This window comes from Xenorhabdus bovienii SS-2004 (genome assembly GCF_000027225.1).
Taxonomy (GTDB): Bacteria; Pseudomonadota; Gammaproteobacteria; order Enterobacterales; family Enterobacteriaceae; genus Xenorhabdus; species Xenorhabdus bovienii_C.
In genome coordinates, this window is the sequence record NC_013892.1 from 1,224,231 (window position 1) to 1,238,850 (window position 14,620).

Genomic DNA, 14,620 nt, shown 5'->3' on the forward strand with positions numbered 1-14,620 from the left:
CATGCTTAACTTCGGGTTACGGATGGCTAAAAACTGACACATTTTAATCATCAACGAAACAATAGCAATATAGCCAATGCTATTGAACCTTAGGTTCAAGTAGACTAATATCACCTCAAGGAATATTTATCAATGAGCTAAATTTTAGCTATCCATTTTAGGTACTGGGATTGAGGGGGATATATGCCACAAAGATTGGTAAGTCCTGAAAAGATTAATGAAGTTTTCGCTCATTTGAACGAAAGCTCAGATAATCACACCCTCTACGCCTCTTTAATGGGTGGAGCAGATATCACAGGACAAATAAAAGGATTACCCCTTTCTCCTGGCTATCGCATGGTTCGTATTGATAATCGATTGACTAATAAGATTAGTCAGTCTCATTTTGAGCTGGCTCTGATAAACGACATATCAAAAGAGGTCGCTTATTATAACCGAGTGGTTATACAGCCTGACGTTGAGTTAAATTGCCGTCCTGTAACCCAAATTCTCGTTTGGCGCATTAGAACTCCTCAGCATCGGGCAGCTCTACGTGATTTAGCTGGTAAGGTGTTCTTTGATTATCTGCTGGAGCGCTATAACGTAATAGTATCTGACATGAATCAAACTAATGATGGCATGGCTTTTTGGCAGGATCGCATGTATGACGCCCTGATGTATAATCTGCATGTTTACGCCTATGACATGATAACCTGCGAACTGCGCAAGATTCTGACTCAAGATGATGTTAGCCGACAAGAGATGTGGCTATGGGGTGATCCCGAGCATCATCAAAACAGACTGGCTATCATTTCTAAAAGTGAATTACCAATGCCAAAAGAATAACTTACTAACCCGCTTCGGCGGGTTTTTCACATCTAACGCCGCTTAACTGCGGTTTTTTTTAATTTCTAATTACATGCTTTTTAACTGTGTGCTTTGTTTTACATAAATAAAGGCGGTTATTCCGCCTTATTATCAAACAGAGGATTTCAATGATGGATAATACTGATTTAAAAAATAATCAAGGTGATCAAAAACCCAAACGACACCCTCAATCTCTAGGGTCTGAAATGTTACGCAAAATTTCTCGTAGGTTTCCCCATATATCTCAAGAGGTGTCCACTCCCAGACAAGTACAGACTGAGCGTATTCGATGGCCTACTGAGGGTTTTCCACCCCCTGTGAGGTTATAATGATGGAATAAGCCATCCGTGGCTTGGGGTTAGGCGTTGAATTTATAGCTTTCCAATGCCTTCATCATGGGTTGCATATCTTCTTTACGTATCAGCAGGTATCCAGCACGTTGTGCAATTTCCATAAAATCATTTATGGTCGCTACATGGTGATTTGGTGTTAGTGCTGAGGAGTAAACAACTTCGCCGTTTTCCAGTTCCATTAGTAACTTTCCGCTGAATCCAGAATAACCACGCAGAACAGGTAATTCTTCTTTGCCAAGATACTCACCTTCCATTGCCATCTTGTGAACATATTCGATAGCCTGTGGTAACTGATCGGCTGTCAATTCGTCTATATGCTCTACATTGAACCGCTGGTGAACCAGTGAGTAAGCCTCTGGGTACATGATACCTTTCTTGCTGACCAGAAGGTTAACGGCGTTCTTTAATGGGTTCCGTTGCTGAACTGTGGTCTTACTTTCTACTGTACTAATACGACCATTAACCAAGTCATCATATGCTCTGATAACTTTTAGGGCGAATGCGGCGCTGATCCACATTGCATAGGAATAAACTAATTCTTTGCAAACGTAAGTTCCGCCATAGCGCCCCTTTTTTATGAATACAGATTTAAAGGTAGGATTTTCTACCTTTGAAATTTCTTCAATCAAATCTTTAGCTTGCTGAGTAGATAACCAATGCACTGGTTTATTTTTTTGCTCACCGCCAGATGCTTGATGTAGATCATTCAGTGAGTAGCGTCCATCTTTATCTTGATGAATTGATGTGCTAGAGATGGTTAATTGATTAGTAATCATGAGATGACTCCTTTTGCTTTATTTCGATATTGAGTTACCACTAACAAAGAGTGGTGTCAGGAGGTTCGAAACGGTGCAAAAGAGACCGCGGACTTATTCCCCTTTCGGGTGTTGTATTCGTCGCCCTCCCGACTTTGAATCGGAGATATGGTTGATCAATCAACCATTAAAATTTAGGCATAAAAAATCCAACACTGACGGGGTTGGCTCTGACCGCTTTTGCTGAGGTTTCGACGCCTCTTGGCGGTAAATTTATAAGTAAACTTGTACTCTGTCAACTAATATAGCGTTAAGTGCATGCAACATCATATAATATATTTGTTTTGCTTTAACTTGCATCTTTACTGAGTAACACTGCAAATAGTCAAATAAAAGTAAGAGCGCAATTATGAAAAAGTACAACAAAGAAGTATTTGAACAGATCTCAAAACTACAATGGGTATTGGATATAGCCCAAGAGTATGAAGGAATTTGTTTATTTACTGAAGACACATTAACCATTGATTATTATGATGAATTTTGTCAATGTTCAGTGCATCTTGGATTTGATGATCAGTTTGCAATAAGGGATTCATTTGGTAACTGGCGGCAAACAAGTGCAGAAGAGTGTATTGAGCTTAGAGAAGGAAAACTAAAGGGATCAATGAAGTTAATGTGATTAATGGCTAAGTTCAATGAAGAAAGTTAGAGATATCAGTCCGTACAGCATAAGGATGCCTGACGAATTAAAGGAAAAGCTGACCGATAGAGCGAGGAAGAACGGGCGCTCCCTTAATTCTGAAATGGTCATGATCTTACAAACTGCTGTAGACGAAGAATCAAAACCAAAGAACATAGACGAACTTGTGCAGTTAGAGTCTGAGAAGTTCAAAGAGTTGTTTATGAAAACAATCAAGCGGATGTATGAAGGGAAAGACAATGAATAATGAAAGAATAGCGTTTATTCACCCGTATAATCCTGATAGCGATGAACAGCCATTGCTTGTTTTTGAGTGCGAAGAATTACCATTTATTGTTGATTTTCATTTCAAGGTTTTCATGATTAATTTAAAACATGATGAGCCGTATTACATACAAAGCCAGTTGTTTAGGGTTACAGATTCGAACCAAACAGAAGTGTGTGATAAAAAAGGCTTTTGGATGAAAACAGAAGATACGCAGGGGAAGCCAGATGATATCGCTGCATCTATCAGGCTCAGTTTTCTCAAGTCCATGTTTTCATATGAGGGCACGTATTTCGTTAGGACTGGCATTCTAGTCAATAACGAGGAAATTGATGGCAATGAGGCCTACTTTAAAGTGAGTCTTGTAAATGAATAAAATTACAGTTGATGCTAGATTAGAATCAAGAAACCGATTCAAGGTGGTTAAGCCTCATGAAAACTCAGATGATTATGAATCACAGCAATCTAAAATTGGTGGCAGTGGTGGAGGTGGCGGTATGGAATCACGAGTAGCAAGACTTGAATCAGACGTTGAACATATCAAAACTACCATGAACGATATGAAGTCTGACCTGAAAACAGTTACCGGTGATGTCGGCACAATGAAGACTGACGTTGCTGTTATTAAGCAAAAATTAGACGCAATCGACAGCGCTCTATCTAAGAAACCAAGCGAAGATCAGCTTGATGCTAGATTAACAAAGACAGAGAACAGATTTGACTCTAAGCTCACAGAAGTAGAGAACAGATTTAACTCTAAATTCAAAGAGATGGACAATAAACTTGATAATGCAATATCTCGAATTGAGTCATCTCTTGAGAAAAATGCATTATCTTTTGATGGTAAGTTGAAAGATGCACGTTTAAGTTTAATCCTCTGGATTTTAGGTCTGCCTGGCCTATTGTTTGTCATCTATCGACTATACATATCATTTTTAGGCTAAAGCTCCATTCACGGGCTTTATGCTGTTTACGGTTAAATAGTGTGAAATTGCTTGATAATGAGGGGCTGTTCCAGTTGAACAGAATAGAAGAGAAATTTTAGAGAAGTGCTTGGCTGATAATGGTAAATAACCGAGGTAAATATGTCAGATATTTCAATACAGGGCGAACCAAGAGATTATTATAAAATTCTCATAAAAAGTGACGATAGCGAATGTTATCAGGCCAACAGGCGCACAATAAGAGAAATAATGAAAGTTATAAATGGAGCTACGGAAAAGTATCAAGAGAATGGTGATTCTGATACGGTTATTCAAATGCATCAAGATTATTATGATGCTTTTGATGTTTTCATTCTTAATGAGCCTGACGATGCAAAGATAGCTATGCGTAGCGTGCTGGCAGAAGAAATGAAAGCCAAAGAATGTGAGCTTAATATTGGCGGTGGTTCTATACCAAAAGTAATAGGTTTTCTATTAACATTTATTGGCCTATTTGTTTGCTTTTATGCTTGCACAATGAATATTTCAGTTGGGTATTATGACAAGGTTATTAATGCTGGATTAGTTGCAGATCGGCAGCTTTATATGACGGCTGGAGTGGGAATCACCATTATTGGCTCGTTGGCAATTTTATTTTCGTTGCTTTTGGGTAAAATGGGAAAACGATTTATAGCAAGACAATAAAATTATCAATCCGTCACGCTTTGAAATTATATTCCCTTATATGTACCAAATAACCCTGCCACATGGCGGGGTTTTCTTTTTTAAGGAACCGACAAAATGGCAGATCATCAGGTAGGTAATATTGTTTACCAAGTATCAATGGATGTAGCGCAATTGCTCACTGCCCAGCGCCAAGTAAATGATAGATTGGATGGTTTAGAACGCGGAATGGGTAGGGCAGACATGGCTACAAGAAGTCTAGGGAAGTCAATGTCATCATTATCTATGGTAGCATCAAGTCTTATTTCAGCGCTCTATATCCAACAAATTGCCAAATATGCAGATAGCTGGACTACTGTAAACAACAAATTAGTTAATTCCAAAAAGGCACATGAAGAGCTTGGTGAAGTGACTGCGCGTGTATTCGATATCGCTCAAAGGTCAAGAACTAGCCTAGAAGCCACAGCTACACTGTATGGTCGTCTTGAGAAAGCTACTCGCTCATTAAATATGGGCGCTAGAGACTTAGGTGATATGACTGAAACAATAAATAAAGCGCTTATTGTGTCAGGTGCGACAGCGGCAGAATCATCCAGTGTACTTGTTCAGTTATCGCAAGCTTTAGCAGCAGGTGCATTACGTGGCGAGGAATTCAACTCCGTTAGCGAGAACGGCATAAGGATAATGCAAGCCATTGCTGACTATCTTGGTAAAGATATCGGTCAATTAAAGGCAATGGCAGCGCAAGGTAAATTAACCTCCAAAATAGTTGTCGCTGCAATGAAAGCAAGTGCAGATAAAATCGCCAAAGAATTTGCTAAAACTACCTCCACGATAGAACAGGCGTTCGTGGTCGCTAACAATAACGTCACCAAGTTCGTTGGTGAGTCTAGTAAGGTAAGTACAGCAGCGAACATATTCAATAAATCATTGGTGAATTTGAGCGGAAATCTGGATGTATTTGCTACCGCTATCGGCATGGTAGCACTAGCGGCTGTCGCTAAATTTAATGGCGCACTGGCAGGTAAAGTGAGAGCTATGCACACATCCACGCAAGCTTCTCTGGCTGATGCTAGGGCATCACACGCCAACGCATTAGCAACAGAACATGCAGCTATTGCTGCTAATCGTAAAGCACTTGCGGATAGAGAACAGGCTATTTTGGCCTATATGGTTGCAGAAGCGGAACTTAAAGCAGCGGCTGGTACTAATGCTGAGAGGATAGCGACTGATAATCTCGTCATTGCTAAGTCTAGGTTAGCAATAGTCAACCTAGAAGTGGCAACTACTGGCAAAGTAGCAGCGGTAGCTACTGCTGCTGTTGGTGTTGCCGCTAAAGAGGCATCTGTGGGCTTGAGATTGCTGGGATCTGCATTCGCTTTTGTGGGGGGATGGTTCGGCCTTATCACCATCGCAGCAGGGGTTTTTTACTATATGTATGAAAAAACCAAACAGGCATCAGACGGTGCGAGGGAATATGCGAAAAATTTAGGCGATGTTAAAGAAAAACTCAAGGATTTGAGTGTGGAAGAGGTTGCTGCTGAAATTGATAAGATGAATAAATCAATCAAGCAGATGGGAATAGACGCCAAAAACGCAGAGCAAAAAATTGATGAATTGCAGAAGGAACTCGATAAATTCAAAGACCCTAAAAAAAGAGCGATAAAAATAGCCTATTACACGAGTAACGGGCTTGATAGCGATTTTGCCGAGCAAGCTGTTACTGATGATGAGAAACAAGCGCAAGAGGCTCTAACGCAAGCTAAAGCAGATCATGTACGCATAACAAGAGAGCTGAACAACGCCAAGGCAAATTCGGCGAAAATGTCCGATATCGGAAACAAAAAAATAGCGGAAACAAATAAGTTAATTTATGAGCAAGGTAAAAAGGAAATCCCTAATAACGTTAAGGAATGGGAGAATGCAGGGAAAACATACGGGGAGGTAGTGGATTTAATAAAAGTTAAACTTAGTAGCCTTGGTATCGCAATTAAATCCGTAGGCGAAGATACAAAAGAAGTTAATAAGAAAATGGAAGGCATGATTAAGAATGCCGAAAGGGACTTGGAAATAGCATCGATACCTGATGAAAAAGGCAAACTGATAAAAGAAGCTGAGTTTGAAGCTAAGGATGCGGGTGCAAACTCAGGAGATACTGAAAAGTACGTTAATCTGGTTGTTAAAAAACAAGAAGTTGATGAAGCAGCCGAGAAACGAAAAAAGGCCGCTCAGGAGGCTGAATCAGCAGCTAAGAAAGCTCAAGATGAGGCTGAAAGTCGTTCTAAACAGATTGCAAACTCACTTAAAGATCAACGCGAAGAACTTGAACGCCTCAACACTGGCTACGAAGAAAACAGCCTTGAGATGGCTAAATATGATGCTCGAAAGGCGATGCCGGAGGGTTCTAGTGAACTCCAGATAAAAGCAGCGGAAGATCTTGCTGCAAGAATTTGGCTGGCTAACCAAGCAAAAGATGACAAAATTAAAGCCTCTGAACTCGATGTTGCAGCCCATTCCGCAAAGCTTCGGAAGAAAGAAGAAGATGACCTCACGAGGATGTACGATAAGCACCTCATCGACGAAAAAACGTTCCAAGAGCAGATGAAAGCAATTAAGGACAAGGCCGAAGAAGAGGAACGACAACGCAAAGTCAATGAAGCCGTATCGCCTGCCATGAAAACCCTTGGGGAATTCGACCCAGTACAAAACCTCATTAATGAACATGATAGAAAAATAGCAGCTATCACAGATTTCGAGCAGAGGCATACCGAGTTGAAAGAACAGGCCGAGGCAGCCAGAGCCGCTATCGAAAAGAAGTATCAAGAAGACCTTGCTAACGCCCAATGGGAACAATGGAAAGGCCAGAATGAGATGTATCAATTTCTGGGTGATGCTATGGAGTCATTGGGACAACGCTCTGCCAATTCCATAACAGGGCTGCTAACCGGCACTCAAAGCGCCAACGATGCCATGCGAAACCTCGCGTTAACCATCACTAACGAGGCGGTGTCTGCTTTGGTTCAAATGGGGATGCAGCAAATCAAGAACATGGTCATCGGTAAAGCTGTTAACACTGCGGCTGCGGCATCGGCTGTAGCAACAGGCGCGACGATTACTACGGCAATGGCTCCTGCTGCTGCGGCTACCAGTGTAGCAACAATGGGAACTGCGGCGACTTTCGGTCTAACTGCAATGGCGGTGGCAATACCTGCAATGATCGCATTAATGGGCGCTCGTAAAAATGGTGGGCCAGTCAGTCCGAACGGTGCTTATCGCATTGGTGAAGACAATAAGCCTGAAATATTCAAAGCGAATAACGGTCATCAATACATGATACCGGGTGACAGGGGGCAGGTGATTAGTAATAGGGATATGGGGAAAGGTGGTAGTGGTGGTATAGTTATTAATCAGGTCAATAATTTCAATGTCAGTAATAATGGTCAATTTACAGCCGAAAATGCTAGGATGTTATCTGGTTTTGTTAGGCGCGAAGTCTATGATGTCTTGGCTAATGAGACGCAGCGTGACGGTGGTTTACTTAATCAGTAACTAGCTTGTATGAAAACGCTGTAAATAAAATCAGTAACACGAATCCAATAACTGATGCTTAAATTGTGTAATAAAATTTCTGTTATTGGAGTGGGTGATGGATACTGAACCGAAGAGAATCGAAAGTAAAGAGAGGAAACTTTGGGAGAAATTTAAGTTGGTTACTGCTTTAAGTTTTTCTCAATTCTTAAGAAGTAGAGGGATACCCGCTATATCATGCGTAATGTGTGGCAATAAGGATGTTAGATTTCCTTCAATGGCTGACGGGACAGATGAAGAGTTCTATCTCATTCCGATAGAAGTTAACGAGGTATCCATTAAAAGTAAATATAATATAGCCAAATATAAATATAGGGGCATTTGTCAAAATTGTAGTCATGAAATGTATTTCAATGCCTATCATGTTATTAACTGGCTAGAAAATGGTGGCAAGCAGAGTACGGAAGGTAAGAATGGCTAAGCATTTAGAGAATGTAATCCCTATATTTAAAGATACTCCCTTGCCAGAAAATGAAACCAGTCACTCTGGAGGGAATGGTGGAGGTGGAGAGATGGAAACAAGAGTTAAAAAGTTAGAAGAATATGTACATTCCATCAAAGTAGATCTCGCTGTCATCAAATCAAACTATGCAACAAAAGAAGATATTGCATCGGTGAGAGTTGAAGTACAAAAAGCTATTGCAAACCAAACTAAATGGATAGCTGCGACCCTCATAGCCACAGCGAGTATTGCAATTGCCGTATCTAAATTGATTTTTTAATTTATTCTGAAAGCTAAAAAAGCCTCCCTGCGAGGCTTTTTTTATGGGTTAAATATGACAAAAACAGAATTCAAATGGCGGCCTCAAGATAACTATGAGGTCACACATGAGCCGCGTGTCAGGGTCGTGAAATTCGGTGATGGTTATGAGCAGAGAGTCAAAGACGGCATTAACAACCAGTTGAAGCGCTATCAACTCAGTTTTATTGAGAAAGTGGATACAGGGCGAGCCATTGACGGGTTTCTGCGAGCCAGAGGTGCGGTGGAGTCTTTTACATGGCTCACTAGTGACGATAACCAATTGCGTACTTTCGTTTGTCGTTCTTGGACGGTAAACAGGCAACAGGTGATCTGGTCTATCAGTTGCACCTTTGAGGAGGTAGTAGCGTGAGAGACATTCCAAAAGAGATGCGGATTGCGGTTACTGAACTGAGCCAGAATGCCACGCTTAATCTCTATGAAATTGATTTAACCGCTTTCGGGGGTGATATTTACCGCTTTCATGACGGTATGAATGGAAAGTTGGAGCCGGTCATCTGGCAAGGTGTGCGCTATGAGGCTTACCCTGTTGAAGCGTCGGGCTTTGAGATGAACGGTAAGGGTCCCAGCGCCAGACCTAAAATGATATTTGCCAACGTCGATGGGTTCATTACTGCGATAAACCAAGATTTCAATGATGCTTTGGGAGCGGTTGTGACACGCCACCAAGTGCCGGAAATTTATCTTGATGCGGTCAATTTTCCCAATGGCAACCCACAGGCAGACCCAACCAGAGAAGCCGTGAGTAAGTACCTGATAGAGCAGAAGCAGGATTCAAACGCTGATTTTGTTACCTATGTGCTGGCGTTACCCAGTGAAACCGATGGTGCCTTGATTCCGGCAAGAGTGATTCAGGCGGATATCTGTTGTTGGCAATACCGTTCTGCTGATTGTGGCTATGATGGCCCACCAGTGGCAGACGAGAAGGATCAGCCAACCACTGACCCGCTGAAAGATCGATGTTCAAAGAAATACAGTGGCTGCATTTGCCGCTTTCCCCGCCCCCTATCCCTGCCTTTTGGCGGTTTTTTGGGTGCCAATAAATTAGGTTAATACCATGATTGAACGAGACATTATCGCCCACGCGAACGCGAAAGCGGAAGGGGTGAGGGAATCGTGCGGCTTGATTTCAGGTGGCCGCTATTTCCCATGCCGCAATATTTCGCCAGATCCTGAGAACTACTTCGAGATTAATCCCGATGACTGGATAACCGCAGAGTGCTTTGCGGATATTGACGCCATTGTGCACAGTCATCCAAATGGAAAAACCCGATTGAGCGCAGGGGACAGAGAACAACAAATCAAAACCGGGTTGCCGTGGTGGTTGGCCTGCGGTGATAGGGTACATAAATTCCGCCCTGTTCCTCGTTTATTGGGTCGAGAGTTCATACATGGCACACAGGATTGCTATTCGCTAATTCGTGACGCCTACCATCTCGCGGGCATCGAGTTAGCGGACATTCCACGTGACGATGAATGGTGGAACAAAGGCCAAAACCTGTATCTCGATAATAGTCTCAGTCAGGGATTTGAACAGGTCGATGACATTCAGTCCGGCGACATCATTTTGATTTGTCTGGGTAGCCAGACGCCCTGTCACGGGGCTATTTATCTCGGCAATCAGCAAATTCTACACCATCGGCCAGATCGCATCAGCAAACGCGATATCTATGACGGTTATTGGCTCAAGTACACACATTCAATATGGAGACATAAACAATGGTCAAGCTACAGCTTGGAGGCCATCTTAGAAGATTTGGCCGTCGCTACGAATTAGAGGTTCGTGATGCAGCGGAAGCCGTCAGGTGCTTGTGCTACCAGTTGAAAGGCTTTCAGCAAGCGATTTCTGATGGCCTTATTCGTGTTCGCATTGCTGGGCGTGACATGACAGAAAAAAGTATTCCTGCTGGTATGAATCACCCCCTTAATGATGGCGATACGATCACTATCGTTCCGGTTGTTGGCGGTGCTGGTGGTAATGGCGTTGGCATGGCTATTCTAGGCGTGGTAGCTGTTGCGGCGGCATTCTATACGGGTGGGGGATCATTAGCTGCATGGGCAAGTGCGTCTGGTGCAGCAGCTACAGCTGCTACAGGCTTAGCAATTGCGGGTGTTGCCCTGATCAGTGCAGGGCTGGCCTCCATGTTAACCAAAATGCCTAAAGGCCCCGAAATGGGTTCAAGCAAAACGGATGGAAACCAGTATTTCAACTCACTGGAGAACCGAATTGGACAGGGTTATCCGATTCCTATTGCATACGGTGAGATGGTTGTGGGTTCTAATGTTATTTCTCAAGGCTTGGAGACAGAATAATGGGTAAAGGTGGCGGGGGTGGCAGCACACCAACATTAGTCGATGACAATCTAAAGAATAAACAATTTTTACGGGTTGTTGATTTGATTGGTGAGGGGCAAATAGAAGGGCCTGTGGGTGGACTACATGGGTTCAGGGTTAATGGAACTCCTGTCGTTGATAAAAATGGCAATCCCAATATTAACGGTGTCACTGTACAGTGGCGGGCGGGTACTCAATCCCAAGAGCCATTAAGCGATTATCCATTTGTTGAAAGCGAGATTCCTGTTAGTGTTGAGGTGAAAAAAGATACTCCTATTCTCAGGATGGTTTCAAATAAAGATGTGGATCGCGTCAGGTTCACTCTGGGCGTTAGTCAACTGGTTCAGACAGACAGTAAAGGTAATCAGAGCAATAGTTCGGTGCAACTGGCTATTGACGTGAATGATGGTTCTGGCTGGCAGCATGTTAAGACCGTTCAGATAGGCCCCGGTAAAATTAGCGGACAATATCTTGAATCACACACCATTAATGCACCCCAGAAAAAACCGTTCCAAATCCGCGTCTCCCGCTTAACCGATGACAGCAAAACGGACCAGCTCCGCAACGGTACTGTATGGGCCAGCTATACCGAAATTACCGACACTCTGATGAGTTACCCTAATAGTGCCGTGGTCGGTATGCGTATTGATCGGTCATTGTTTGCAGATACACCCAAACGAACCTACCACATCAAAGGAATGATTGTTCAGGTTCCCGATAATTATGATCCTGAGAGCCGCCATTATTCCGGCGTTTGGACGGGGCGATTTAAACCCGCATACACAAATAACCCTGCGTGGATATTCTACGATTTGGTGACTAATACACGCTATGGCATTGGCAAATTGATGGGGTCATTTGGCTGTGACAAATTCGCGCTGTATGCCATTGCTCAATATTGTGATCAGCCCGTCCCTGATGGATTTGGAGGAACTGAACCGCGTTTTACCTGCAATGCGTATATAGCTACTCAACGCAAGGCGCGGGACGTACTGGATGATCTGGCTTCGGTCTTTCGGGGCATGCAGGTCTGGAACGGGCTGCAACTGACCTGCTTTCAGGACAGGCCATCCGATCCGGTCTGGACATTTACCAATGCCAACGTGGCCGAAGGAAAATTTAACTACAGTGCAGCAGCAAAGAAAGCCCGGCATACGGCTATCGAGGTGACTTGGACTAACCCAGATAACGGCTGGAAAGATGAGCGGGAAATGATTCAGGATGATGAGTTGGCAGCTCGTCTTGGTATCAATATTAAGAAAGTGACAGCATTCGGCTGTACTAGCCGGGGACAGGCTCACCGTGTCGGTAAATGGATCATTGAAACTGAGAAACTCGAAACGGATTCGGTCACGTTCAGTACAGGCCGGGAGGGAATTAACTGTATTCCTGGTGACATTGTTGAAATTGCCGATAACAGCTTCGCAGCGGCACGTATTGGTGGACGTGTTCTCTCCTTCTCAGGCAAAGAGGTTCGACTTGATGCGCCAGCCGAATTTTCGAAAGGCGAGTCAGGCTATTTCTCCTACATGGGCAGCGAAGGGAAGTTCGTCCGGGTGGATATCGAATCCGTCAGCGGGGATATGATTACACTGAAAGAAGAACCTGTCGGATTGCGGCAATGGGGTGTATTTTCCATATCTAAAAAGTCGCTGGTGACTCGCCTATTCAGGGTGATGAGCATTGCCGAAGACAATAAGACGGGTAACTACAATTATACCTGCATTCAACACGAGCCACAGAAAGAAGCGATTGTTGATAACGGCGTTGATTTTCAGGGGAGTCCAGCCACACAAAATGTTATTCGTATTCCCAATATTGAGCGATTAAGTGTCGCTTATATTCAAGACAGTTCTCAGGTGCAGGCTCGCGCTATGTGGGCGACCACAACAATAAACCGAAATATCACCTTTGATGTGGCCGTATATCGTGACAATAAAGTGGTATCTCGCGGCAATACTAAGGAACTGGAATATTATTTTAATGGTCTGGATGCTGGTATCTATATGGTTGGCGTCCGTGCTCGTGATGATAACGGAATGCTGGGGGATGAGTCTAAGGTTCAGATGGTAATTGGCACTCCCGCCGCCCCTTCTACTGTCAATATTGAGTCCGGATTTTTTGAGTTGAAAGCCATTCCTCATATCAGCGCCCCAAAGACTTTGGATACTCAATTTGAATTCTGGTTTTCCGAGAACCGCATTTCTAATATCAATGAAATTGAAGCAAAAGCCGATTTTCTGGGCATTGCAAAATTTTGGATAAAGGGCCAATTGAAAGCGGGTACACCATATTGGTTTTATGTTCGCAGTATCAATGAATTTGGCAAGTCTCATTTTGTCGAAGCGGAAGGCCAGCCAAATGACAATGCTAAGGATATTTTAGAGGTTGTTGGCGAACAGTTTCTTTCCAACAAAGCAGGCCAGCATCTACAGTCCCAAATGGACTTTAACTCCGAAGCCATCATGGAGAACGCCGCATTGACAGGGGCAGTTGTTCAGCGACAGTTGCAAGTAAACGGCAATATGCGAGCCGAAATACTGGAAGTCAAAACCACGCAGGTGACCGACCGGGAAGCCTTTGCGGAGAAGATGGAAAAGGTGCAGGCCGATGTCGGGGAGAATGCGGCGGCTGTAAAGACAAAGGCGACAGTGGTCTTTGATATTGACGGTAACGGCTATGCCCTCAAAGAGATTGAAGCCGGGGTGAAGTACAAAGGCCAGCTCTATAAAGCCGGGATGGTGATAGGGGCTGAGGTGAAGAATGGCGAAGTGCATACCAATATCGGCTTTAACGCTAACAACTTCGTCTGGTTCAATCCGGCCAGCGGCAAGATGGAACCCTTTATGGCGGCTAAGAACGGGCAGCTTTTTATTCGGCAGGCGTTTATTGATCAGGCCTTAATGCGGGAGGCTATCCTGTCTGATGCCATCAGATCTAAAAATTACGTGCAGTATCAGGCGGGCTTTTTGATTAATGCGGCGACCGGCGCTTTTGAATTTAACGACATGCGGGTTCGGGCGGGATTGCGTTGGGCAAACGGGGCGATAGCCTGCTATGACCCCAGCGGACGGGTTCGGGCGGCCATGGGCTATATAGGACAATTTCGACGATGAGTGATTACGGGTTTGGGGTCTGGGATGAACAGGGGCGGCAGCGTAATACCGGCATTCGCCCCTTTCTTTATGCTGGCTTTATGAAGCTGGAGAGCGGGCAGACGACAGGTGCGCTCACTGTCCCCCGGGAGCCGATGAATGAAGGATTGCGGCTTTCTTATGTCTTTCTTTGTACTGACCGGGGATACCAGGTAGATAAAAAACGTCAATTTTTGGTAAAGGATAATCAAATCATCATTTCGGATGGCAACGACGACGCCGTTGAGGGATGGCTGATTGCTTACTACACTGCGTGA

At 43.7% G+C, this 14,620-nt stretch carries 16 protein-coding genes; 15 read left to right on the forward strand and 1 reads right to left on the reverse strand.

Annotated features, from left to right (window positions below):
* Nucleotides 1–183: 183 nt before the first annotated feature.
* Entirely contained in the window at nt 184–825 is a 642-nt protein-coding gene (locus tag XBJ1_RS05300; RefSeq protein WP_012987767.1) for a hypothetical protein, read from the forward strand.
* Nucleotides 826–1,204: 379 nt separating this feature from the next.
* Here the strand turns inward: XBJ1_RS05300 and XBJ1_RS22345 are convergent, their stop codons facing one another.
* Complete coding sequence (locus tag XBJ1_RS22345) at nt 1,205–1,975, reverse strand: KilA-N domain-containing protein (RefSeq protein ID WP_012987769.1); 771 nt, start codon at nt 1,973–1,975, stop codon at nt 1,205–1,207.
* Between the two features lie 388 nt (nt 1,976–2,363).
* Here XBJ1_RS22345 and XBJ1_RS05310 point away from each other — a divergent pair, with 388 nt between their 5' ends.
* The 14 genes from XBJ1_RS05310 (at nt 2,364) to XBJ1_RS05375 (ending at nt 14,620) form a co-directional block, all read left to right on the forward strand.
* Nucleotides 2,364–2,633 (forward strand): hypothetical protein, encoded by a 270-nt coding sequence (locus XBJ1_RS05310; protein ID WP_012987771.1) that lies wholly within the window; start codon nt 2,364–2,366, stop codon nt 2,631–2,633.
* A 16-nt stretch (nt 2,634–2,649) separates the two neighbouring features.
* Nucleotides 2,650–2,901, forward strand: coding sequence for an Arc family DNA-binding protein (locus XBJ1_RS05315; RefSeq protein WP_038199738.1), 252 nt, complete (start codon nt 2,650–2,652; stop codon nt 2,899–2,901).
* The gene (locus XBJ1_RS05320; protein ID WP_012987773.1) at nt 2,894–3,295 is read left to right on the forward strand and encodes a hypothetical protein; all 402 of its coding nucleotides are present in this window, start codon (nt 2,894–2,896) and stop codon (nt 3,293–3,295) included. Before XBJ1_RS05315 ends, XBJ1_RS05320 begins: the two co-directional genes overlap by 8 nt.
* Nucleotides 3,288–3,863, forward strand: a complete 576-nt coding sequence (locus tag XBJ1_RS18995; RefSeq protein WP_012987774.1) for a hypothetical protein — start codon at nt 3,288–3,290, stop codon at nt 3,861–3,863. The genes XBJ1_RS05320 and XBJ1_RS18995 overlap by 8 nt, the downstream gene beginning before the upstream one ends.
* Before the next feature lie 141 nt (nt 3,864–4,004).
* Nucleotides 4,005–4,547 carry a hypothetical protein gene (locus XBJ1_RS05330; protein WP_012987775.1) on the forward strand — a complete coding sequence of 181 codons (543 nt, stop codon included), beginning with the start codon at nt 4,005–4,007 and terminating at the stop codon, nt 4,545–4,547.
* 96 nt (nt 4,548–4,643) lie between these two features.
* On the forward strand, nt 4,644–8,075 hold the full coding sequence (locus XBJ1_RS05335; protein WP_012987776.1) for a tape measure protein: 3,432 nt from the start codon (nt 4,644–4,646) through the stop codon (nt 8,073–8,075).
* Between the two features lie 97 nt (nt 8,076–8,172).
* Nucleotides 8,173–8,535: a hypothetical protein gene (locus XBJ1_RS05340; RefSeq protein ID WP_038199735.1), complete on the forward strand. Its 363-nt coding sequence runs from the start codon at nt 8,173–8,175 to the stop codon at nt 8,533–8,535.
* The gene (locus XBJ1_RS05345) at nt 8,528–8,836 is read left to right on the forward strand and encodes a hypothetical protein (protein ID WP_012987778.1); all 309 of its coding nucleotides are present in this window, start codon (nt 8,528–8,530) and stop codon (nt 8,834–8,836) included. The genes XBJ1_RS05340 and XBJ1_RS05345 overlap by 8 nt, the downstream gene beginning before the upstream one ends.
* Before the next feature lie 54 nt (nt 8,837–8,890).
* Nucleotides 8,891–9,226 carry a phage tail protein gene (locus XBJ1_RS05350; protein WP_012987779.1) on the forward strand — a complete coding sequence of 112 codons (336 nt, stop codon included), beginning with the start codon at nt 8,891–8,893 and terminating at the stop codon, nt 9,224–9,226.
* The gene (locus XBJ1_RS05355) at nt 9,223–9,927 is read left to right on the forward strand and encodes a phage minor tail protein L (RefSeq protein WP_012987780.1); all 705 of its coding nucleotides are present in this window, start codon (nt 9,223–9,225) and stop codon (nt 9,925–9,927) included. Before XBJ1_RS05350 ends, XBJ1_RS05355 begins: the two co-directional genes overlap by 4 nt.
* A 4-nt stretch (nt 9,928–9,931) precedes the next feature.
* Nucleotides 9,932–10,651: a C40 family peptidase gene (locus tag XBJ1_RS05360; protein ID WP_012987781.1), complete on the forward strand. Its 720-nt coding sequence runs from the start codon at nt 9,932–9,934 to the stop codon at nt 10,649–10,651.
* A complete protein-coding gene (locus XBJ1_RS05365) occupies nt 10,594–11,187 on the forward strand; it encodes a tail assembly protein (RefSeq protein ID WP_012987782.1) in 594 nt (197 codons plus the stop codon). Before XBJ1_RS05360 ends, XBJ1_RS05365 begins: the two co-directional genes overlap by 58 nt.
* Complete coding sequence (locus XBJ1_RS05370) at nt 11,187–14,324, forward strand: host specificity protein J (protein WP_012987783.1); 3,138 nt, start codon at nt 11,187–11,189, stop codon at nt 14,322–14,324. The genes XBJ1_RS05365 and XBJ1_RS05370 overlap by 1 nt, the downstream gene beginning before the upstream one ends.
* Nucleotides 14,321–14,620: a hypothetical protein gene (locus XBJ1_RS05375; protein ID WP_012987784.1), complete on the forward strand. Its 300-nt coding sequence runs from the start codon at nt 14,321–14,323 to the stop codon at nt 14,618–14,620. Before XBJ1_RS05370 ends, XBJ1_RS05375 begins: the two co-directional genes overlap by 4 nt.

Coding starts and splice junctions, on each gene's coding strand:
- XBJ1_RS05330 (WP_012987775.1), top strand. CDS start 4,005: ATGTCAGATATTTCAATACAGGGCGAACCAAGAGATTATTATAAAATT.
- XBJ1_RS05310 (WP_012987771.1), top strand. CDS start 2,364: ATGAAAAAGTACAACAAAGAAGTATTTGAACAGATCTCAAAACTACAA.
- XBJ1_RS05350 (WP_012987779.1), top strand. CDS start 8,891: ATGACAAAAACAGAATTCAAATGGCGGCCTCAAGATAACTATGAGGTC.
- XBJ1_RS05320 (WP_012987773.1), top strand. CDS start 2,894: ATGAATAATGAAAGAATAGCGTTTATTCACCCGTATAATCCTGATAGC.
- XBJ1_RS05315 (WP_038199738.1), top strand. CDS start 2,650: ATGAAGAAAGTTAGAGATATCAGTCCGTACAGCATAAGGATGCCTGAC.
- XBJ1_RS22345 (WP_012987769.1), bottom strand. CDS start 1,975: ATGATTACTAATCAATTAACCATCTCTAGCACATCAATTCATCAAGAT.
- XBJ1_RS05335 (WP_012987776.1), top strand. CDS start 4,644: ATGGCAGATCATCAGGTAGGTAATATTGTTTACCAAGTATCAATGGAT.
- XBJ1_RS05345 (WP_012987778.1), top strand. CDS start 8,528: ATGGCTAAGCATTTAGAGAATGTAATCCCTATATTTAAAGATACTCCC.
- XBJ1_RS05370 (WP_012987783.1), top strand. CDS start 11,187: ATGGGTAAAGGTGGCGGGGGTGGCAGCACACCAACATTAGTCGATGAC.
- XBJ1_RS05365 (WP_012987782.1), top strand. CDS start 10,594: ATGGTCAAGCTACAGCTTGGAGGCCATCTTAGAAGATTTGGCCGTCGC.
- XBJ1_RS05300 (WP_012987767.1), top strand. CDS start 184: ATGCCACAAAGATTGGTAAGTCCTGAAAAGATTAATGAAGTTTTCGCT.
- XBJ1_RS05360 (WP_012987781.1), top strand. CDS start 9,932: ATGATTGAACGAGACATTATCGCCCACGCGAACGCGAAAGCGGAAGGG.
- XBJ1_RS05375 (WP_012987784.1), top strand. CDS start 14,321: ATGAGTGATTACGGGTTTGGGGTCTGGGATGAACAGGGGCGGCAGCGT.
- XBJ1_RS05340 (WP_038199735.1), top strand. CDS start 8,173: ATGGATACTGAACCGAAGAGAATCGAAAGTAAAGAGAGGAAACTTTGG.
- XBJ1_RS18995 (WP_012987774.1), top strand. CDS start 3,288: ATGAATAAAATTACAGTTGATGCTAGATTAGAATCAAGAAACCGATTC.